Source organism: Mycobacterium sp., from assembly GCF_052145595.1.
In the GTDB taxonomy this organism is placed as follows: Bacteria; Actinomycetota; Actinomycetes; order Mycobacteriales; family Mycobacteriaceae; genus Mycobacterium.
The window spans coordinates 22014-28569 of sequence record NZ_JBKQOI010000107.1 but is presented as its reverse complement, the minus strand read 5'-3'; the positions used below and the strand labels follow the sequence as shown (position 1 = coordinate 28569).

Genomic DNA, 6556 nt, shown 5'->3' with positions numbered 1-6556 from the left:
CCCATCCAGCAGGTGACGACCATCCACTGATGACCCCACCGCTTCATCTGTAAGAACCCAATCGCCGCGGCGATGCGCATCGTGAACACGGTGAGGATCAGTCCGACCTCCAACGCTTTTTCGCCGGGTCCCGCCGCGCCGCCGAGCCACAGCTCGTTGTAGTGCCAGAAGTAGCCCGCGTCGAACATATTGCCCCACCCGTTCAACAACACACGGGCTAGCAGACTGTGGTTGGCGACCAGGTCGAGCGCCCAACCCACCGTGTTTATCGCGGAGTCGATGATGACGAGGTATCCGATCAGGGTGACCATCATGGGTCGAACCGAGAGGCCGGCTTTTTGTGCCCGCCGTAGCAACCAGACTCCACGGAGGAAGAGCGGCAGGCCGAAGACACCTAGCGCCGCGGTGCCGATCAGGAAACTGCCTGAGATGAGCCACTTGTCGGCATGGCGCTGCGCGAGCCGCGATTCCTCGATGTGCTCGTCGAAAGAGAGACCGGGGCGCACACCGCTCGTCGGCACCGTCGCCCTGTCCTCAACGGCGGAAGAGCGTAGCTTCGAACTTAGCCGGTTCAAGTTCCCCCTTTACGAAACAGATCGGCGTGCGCGGAACTGGTGGACGCCAGATCTCGATTAGGCGCCGTCAACATAACAAAAACTGACTACAGTCATCAAGGACAGCTGTGGGAATCCGAGAATCATTACTAGCGGTCCCGATAGCCGCGGCGAACTCCAGCCCGCGTGTCTGGCTTTCCGGCGAGTCCGATCGCCACAGAGCCGCATCCGCGCATCCGGGCTCCGCGGGGATCCAGTGCGCTAGGGCATGAAGCGCTGACTTAGCAAGTGGTACGTCGCATATCGCCCGCTGAGATGGCGCATGCTCCCGCTGCCGGTCAGCGCGACGCCGCACGACCCGATTAGCCTCGACGCCAAGAGTCCCGGCCGGCGACCGATCGAAGATTGCAACGAGCAGACGTCGCGTTGTCTGGGGCCGCGAAGTGCTCATGCGGGGCCGTTGAACGTCTCAGGATGACTGACTTAGCTCAGTCTCTTGACACAAATGTTGAGGCAATCTTACGCTCAGCGAGCGCTCAGCCGTCCCGGCTGTCGAGTGTCGGCGACTTTTCGCGCATGCAAAGGAGTAGCAATGACGCTCACATCTCCTGCCGAGAGAACGACGCCGCGCGTGCCGGTCGACAAGAAGTATCGCGTTATCCAGTGGGGCGTTGGCAACGTCGGAACAATTGGGCTTCGCCATTTCGTCAACAACCCCGCCTTCGAGCTCGTTGGAGTGCTCTGTAGCCGACCCGAGAAGGTAGGCAAGAGTGCCGGCGAACTCGCCGGTTTCGAGCCAAGCGGTGTACTCGCGACGGACGACAAGGCGGCCATCGAGGAACTTGAAGCCGACTGCGTGTTCTACGCGCCGCTGTGGTCTGATCCCGATGAGGTTTGCCGACTGTTGCGCCAGGGCAAGAACGTCGTGGCCTCAGGTGGCGCGTGGTGGTATCGAACCGAACACAGCGCCGCCGATATCGACAAGATCGAGGCAGCGTGTCTGGAGAGCGGTACTTCATTCCACGCAGGTGGGATCAATCCCGGCTTCGCGGGAGACCTGCTCGTTCTGACGCTGGCCCGAATTGTCAGCCGGATCGAGTCCATCCACATCTACGAGGTAGTGAATTTCGGCAAGGACACCTTGAAGTACCTGCATGAGATGGGAATGGGCAACACACCGGAAGAGTTTCGGGCCGGCCCGAATCTCCTCGGAAACGCATGGCCATTATTCGCACAGTCGATGGCCATGATCGCGGACGGACTCGGCAAGACAGTCGACAAATACACGACGGACGTGGAGCTTGGGGTGGCCACGCGCGACATTCATTTTGAAGGAGGGCCGGGAAGCGACATGCCGGGGTTCAAAGGCGTGATCAAGAAGGGCCAGGTCGCCTCCCAGCATCACAAGTGGACGACGTGGGTGGACAACAAGCCCTTCATCACCTTCCACGAGATGTACACGATGGACGAATACGATGCCGTTGAGCCGCAGCCTGATTGGGGCGGTCACTATCACTACCGCATCGTGATCGAGGGCGATGAGCCCACCGAGCTGATCCTCCAGGCGCCGGCAGACCCGCAGGGCAACTACCCGAAGCCCGGCTACACCTGGACCGCGATGGGCCCCGCGAACGCGATTCCAGCTGTCTGCGAGGCCCCGCCGGGCTTCATCACCCATTTCGACCTCGGGCTAATGCCGCTGCGCGGCGTCGTGCGCTAGTGGCTCAAGGCTCCATGCTCCGCAACGTCCGCGCTACGTGGTCTTCGAGCAGGGCGTCGCGCGTCGGCCAGTCGTGAGTGGTGATCAAGAGAGCGTAGAGCCCCAGCAAAAAGAATACCGCACTATTCATTGGAGTGACTCCGGGATCCGTCTCACCGCGCTCTTGAGCGTGCGCAATTTCCTCAGCGACCAAAACGATCAGGGGATGATCCCGGCCGTCCTCGGCAGGCGGTCGGGTTTGCGAGAAGTGCAGCGCCAGAAAGTCTTTGAACAGGATGTCGCCCAGCCGACGCTCCAACCCCACCACTAGGCGCACGGCCTCGTGTAACGCGGAGGCAAGATCATGCTTCGCCTTCAAGAATTGCGCGAACTGCTTGGCCATGCGGTCCTCTTCGCGCCGCTCCAGCGCCAGCAGGACATGTTCCTTAGTTGGGAAGTGAAAGAAAAAGGTGCCGTGGGCGACCCCTGCTGCAGCCACAATGGCGCTGACGTCGGCCTCGGCCATGCCGGTCCTCTTGAACTCCGCGATGGCCGCACCCATCAGTCGCTCCCTCGTTTGCAAGCGCTTTGATTCACGCGAGGATAGCTTGTCCGCCACAGCCATTTAATTTCCTTCTCACACTTGACCTAACTCATCAAGAAGTCCCGAGGATAACTCAGAACACTATCTTGCCGCGCGCTCGAAAGGCCCGTCGCGATGGGGTTCGCCTCATATCGCGTCCGTCCGTGCCCCTAGATATTCGTTGACTTCAGTCAGCTTAGGCTCTTAGATGGAGCGGTGCATACCCCGCACTTCGTCAGGAGGAGCCCGCATGGCGTTGGAGCAGTTCAGGCTGGATGGACAGGTCGCGATAGTTACGGGTGCCGGCCGTGGTGTCGGGGCGGGCATTGCTCGGGTATTGGCAGAGGCTGGTGCCACCGTTGTCGGCACCGCACGCACCGAGTCGGAAATCGTTCGCTCGATCGAGGGCATTGAGGAGACTGGCGGCAAGGGGCTGGCACTCGTTGCGGACGCGACCAGCCGGTCGGACGGTGAGCGTGTCGTAAACACCGCCATGGAGCGCTTCGGCCGGATCGATATTCTCGTCAACAACGTGGGCGGCTCGACGTACGCCCGGTTCCTGGACATCACCGACGAAGATTTCAGACACACATTCGAGTGGTGTGTGACCTCCGCGTTCATCATGAGTCAACTCGTGGCTCCCCACATGCTCAGTGCCGGACACGGTTCCATCGTCAACATCTCGTCGGGTTCCGCCCGTTTCGGCATTCGCGCGTTGACCTCCTACTGCGTTGCCAAGGGTGGGCTCGAAGCGCTTACCCGCGCCATGGCGCAAGAACTCGCGCCGAAGATCCGCGTCAATGCCATCGCACTTGGCTCGTTTGCAACGGACGGTCTGCAGAGCAGCCTGGACTTGATGCCCGGGTCACTCGAGAAGATGCAAGAGAACACGCCACTCCATCGCCTGGGCGACGTCGAGGACCTGGGGCGGCTCACGGTATATCTTTGTACGCGCGACTGTTATGCCACCAACGCGACGTTCCACGTCGATGGCGGCATCGACTCGAACAACTCGCCACTGCCGATACCTGACTACTGATCACCGAGATAGAGTTCGCCTGTGTCAGAAGCGAATCCGGAGGCGACGATGCGCAGAGTAATCCAATTCTCCACCGGCAACGTGGGGCGGCATTCGTTGCGAGCGATTATCGGCAGACCCGATCTAGAACTGGTTGGAGTTCATGCCGCTAGTGCCGAGAAGATCGGCCGGGATGCGGCGGAGCTTTGCGGACTGGACGAAGCGACCGGCATCATCGCCACCGACGACGTCGACGCCCTGGTCGACCTCGGCGCCGATTGCGTGGTTTACACATCTCAAGGCGAAACTCGGCCGATGGAGGCCATCGAACAGATGGCCAAATTTCTGGCGGCGGGCACCAATGTCGTCGGTACGTCGATGGTCTGGCTGGTCACACCGCACCATGCCGAAGACTGGCTGCGGGTACCTTTGGAGCGCGCCTGCGAGGCCGGCAACACCTCGCTTTACGTCAATGGCATCGACCCGGGCTTCTCTGGCGATACATTGGTGCATTCCGCCGTCAGCCTGACCACCCGCGTTTCTTCGATCACCGTGCAAGAGATTTTCGACTACGGAAACTACGATGATGCCGAGTTCACTGGTGCCGCAATGGGGTTCGGAACGACTCGGGACGCCGGCCCGCCGATGCTGTTTTTGCCCGGGGTCGTTGTGTCGATGTGGGGTGGTCAGGTGCGTAGTCTGGCCGACAACCTCGACATCAAGCTCGACGAAGTTCGCCAGCGCACCGAACGCTGGTTCACACCAGAGCGCATTGACTGCACCATGATGACGGTCGAGCCGGGACAGATGGCCGCGGTTCGGTTTGCCACTGAGGGAGTCCGCGATGGCGAACCGGTGATCACCCTCGAGCACGTGACAAGGCTTACCTCCGCCGCTGCGCCCGAGTGGGAGTTCCCTCCCGAGGGTCATACCGGCGTACACCGTGTCGTCGTGGAGGGTGAGCCAAGGGTGGAGATAAACACCCACGTTTCCCATCCGGTTCTTGATTCCACTGACGCGGGCTGCATCTCGACGGCGGGTCGGGCGGTCAATGCGATCGATTGGGTGTGCCGCGCGCCCCAAGGGCTGATCGCTGTGGAGGACATCCCACTATCCGCAACGATGCGCGGCCTGATGTGGAACGAACGGTAGGTGGACCCCAGTTATGTCGGCGTCACCCCCGGGACGCGTTGCCGGTAAACGCATTCTGATCACCGGCGCTGCCCGCGGAATGGGGCGTGGCCATGCGCTGCGGCTTGCCGAGGAGGGTGCGGACCTCATCCTGGTCGACATCTGCCAATCTTTGCCGCAGGTTGAATATCCCTTGGCCACCGAGGAAGACCTTGCCGAAACGGTGCGGCTGGTCAGCACGTTCGGCCACCGCTGTGTGAGTTATGTCGTCGACGTCCGCAACGACGAACAGTTGCGCTCGGCGGTCGATGACGGCGTCAGCGAGCTGGGGGGTCTCGACGGTGCGGTGGCCAACGCGGGTGTGCTCACGGTAGCGCCATGGGACAGGACAACTGCCGATCACTGGCGCACGGTTGTCGACGTGAATCTGATCGGAGTATGGAACACCTGCGCGGCCGCGATACCCCACCTGCTCGACCAAGGTGGCGGCAGCCTCGTCAATGTCAGTTCCGCCGGCGCCATCAAAGGCTTTCCGCTGCAGATGCCCTACACGGCGGCCAAGCACGGCGTCGTGGGCTTGACGCTGGCCTTGGCCAACGAACTTGCCGCACAGAACGTGCGTGTCAATACTGTGCTTCCTACCGGTGTCCCTACCGGAATGATCCCGCCGTCGTTCGGAGCCCTCCTGGGCGAAGAACGGCCCGACCTGATCCCGATCTTCGTCAATGCAATGCCGACGCCGGCCGTCGAACCCGTTGACGTCAGCAATGCTGTGCTGTTCCTGATCTCAGATGAGTCCCGCTATGTGACGGGACTGCAGTTCAAGGTCGACGCCGGGGTAACCATCAACTAAACCGCTTACACGCGCCAGTTGCTGGGTTCGGATATCCGAAGAGGAGGGGCCGGGGGGAGCGGCTGTGCTTCGGAGATGGATATCGCGTCGATTATGAGAGTGACGTAGCGTCGCCAGCCGTCGCTGGCCGAATCCATCGTCGACAGCACGCTATAGAGCATCGCGATCAGGCGCGGTAGGTCATCGGCGACCAGGTCGGCGCGGACCCGTCCGATGCGCTGGCCTTCGCCGACAAGGTCGCTAAGCGCCTTGTTGAGTGAAACCGAGATGTCGAACGTCAGTGAGCCGGCCCGGTGCGCGGCGGTCAGCAGGTTGTGTTCGCGAGCTCCCAGCGATATCGCGGCTTCGATCAGTTGGGTGAGACCGCGTAGCGGGTCATCGGCACTGCGGGCACTGTCGATCGCCGGCGTGAGATCCTCGGCGACGCTTTGATCCAGGGCAGCCCGGACCAGGTCGGCTTTTGTCGGAAACCGGCGGTAGAGGGTTCGCTCACCGACACCCGCACGGCGAGCGACCGCCTCCACCGGTGCATCGGGCCCCAACTCGCCGTAGACGTCCCGCGCCGCGCGCAGAATGCGCTCAACGTTGCGCGCGGCGTCCGCTCGCAACGGCCGGTCCTCAACCGCGGTCATCGTGACAGCCTAACTGACAGTTGACTGCCGACAAGCCGTAGCTCTACGCTCGATAACTGGCAGACAACCAGCACTTAATGGGAAAC

Annotated in this window: 7 protein-coding genes; 4 read left to right on the top strand and 3 right to left on the bottom strand. The window is 61.7% G+C overall.

Features of this window, described 5'->3' with window-relative positions:
• Positions 1 to 521: hypothetical protein (locus ACLP4W_RS09735; protein WP_442385929.1), on the bottom strand; the 521-nt coding region annotated here is incomplete at its 3' end.
• A 625-nt stretch (positions 522 to 1146) separates the two neighbouring features.
• Between ACLP4W_RS09735 and ACLP4W_RS09730 the strand changes: the two genes are divergently transcribed.
• A complete protein-coding gene (locus ACLP4W_RS09730) occupies positions 1147 to 2274 on the top strand; it encodes an NAD(P)H-dependent amine dehydrogenase family protein (RefSeq protein ID WP_442385928.1) in 1128 nt (375 codons plus the stop codon).
• A 4-nt stretch (positions 2275 to 2278) separates the two neighbouring features.
• On the opposite strand, the gene ACLP4W_RS09725 is transcribed toward ACLP4W_RS09730, so the two are convergent.
• Positions 2279 to 2878 carry a TetR/AcrR family transcriptional regulator gene (locus tag ACLP4W_RS09725; protein WP_442385927.1) on the bottom strand — a complete coding sequence of 200 codons (600 nt, stop codon included), beginning with the start codon at positions 2876 to 2878 and terminating at the stop codon, positions 2279 to 2281.
• 208 nt (positions 2879 to 3086) lie between these two features.
• Between ACLP4W_RS09725 and ACLP4W_RS09720 the strand changes: the two genes are divergently transcribed.
• The 3 genes from ACLP4W_RS09720 to ACLP4W_RS09710 are packed head-to-tail and all read left to right on the top strand — an operon-like array spanning position 3087 to position 5838.
• Entirely contained in the window at positions 3087 to 3875 is a 789-nt protein-coding gene (locus tag ACLP4W_RS09720; protein ID WP_442385926.1) for an SDR family NAD(P)-dependent oxidoreductase, read from the top strand.
• Between the two features lie 48 nt (positions 3876 to 3923).
• Positions 3924 to 5006 (top strand): NAD(P)H-dependent amine dehydrogenase family protein, encoded by a 1083-nt coding sequence (locus ACLP4W_RS09715; protein WP_442385931.1) that lies wholly within the window; start codon positions 3924 to 3926, stop codon positions 5004 to 5006.
• A gap of 13 nt (positions 5007 to 5019) precedes the next feature.
• Positions 5020 to 5838, top strand: a complete 819-nt coding sequence (locus ACLP4W_RS09710) for a mycofactocin-coupled SDR family oxidoreductase (RefSeq protein ID WP_442385925.1) — start codon at positions 5020 to 5022, stop codon at positions 5836 to 5838.
• A gap of 5 nt (positions 5839 to 5843) precedes the next feature.
• Here ACLP4W_RS09710 and ACLP4W_RS09705 read toward each other — a convergent pair whose 3' ends face one another.
• Entirely contained in the window at positions 5844 to 6470 is a 627-nt protein-coding gene (locus ACLP4W_RS09705; RefSeq protein ID WP_442385924.1) for a TetR/AcrR family transcriptional regulator, read from the bottom strand.
• Positions 6471 to 6556: the final 86 nt, after the last annotated feature.

Bases quoted from the DNA above. Each gene is read 5' to 3' on its own strand.
- ACLP4W_RS09730 (WP_442385928.1), top strand. From the start codon at position 1,147: ATGACGCTCACATCTCCTGCCGAGAGAACGACGCCGCGCGTGCCGGTC.
- ACLP4W_RS09725 (WP_442385927.1), bottom strand. From the start codon at position 2,878: ATGGCTGTGGCGGACAAGCTATCCTCGCGTGAATCAAAGCGCTTGCAA.
- ACLP4W_RS09720 (WP_442385926.1), top strand. From the start codon at position 3,087: ATGGCGTTGGAGCAGTTCAGGCTGGATGGACAGGTCGCGATAGTTACG.
- ACLP4W_RS09715 (WP_442385931.1), top strand. From the start codon at position 3,924: ATGCGCAGAGTAATCCAATTCTCCACCGGCAACGTGGGGCGGCATTCG.
- ACLP4W_RS09710 (WP_442385925.1), top strand. From the start codon at position 5,020: ATGTCGGCGTCACCCCCGGGACGCGTTGCCGGTAAACGCATTCTGATC.
- ACLP4W_RS09705 (WP_442385924.1), bottom strand. From the start codon at position 6,470: ATGACCGCGGTTGAGGACCGGCCGTTGCGAGCGGACGCCGCGCGCAAC.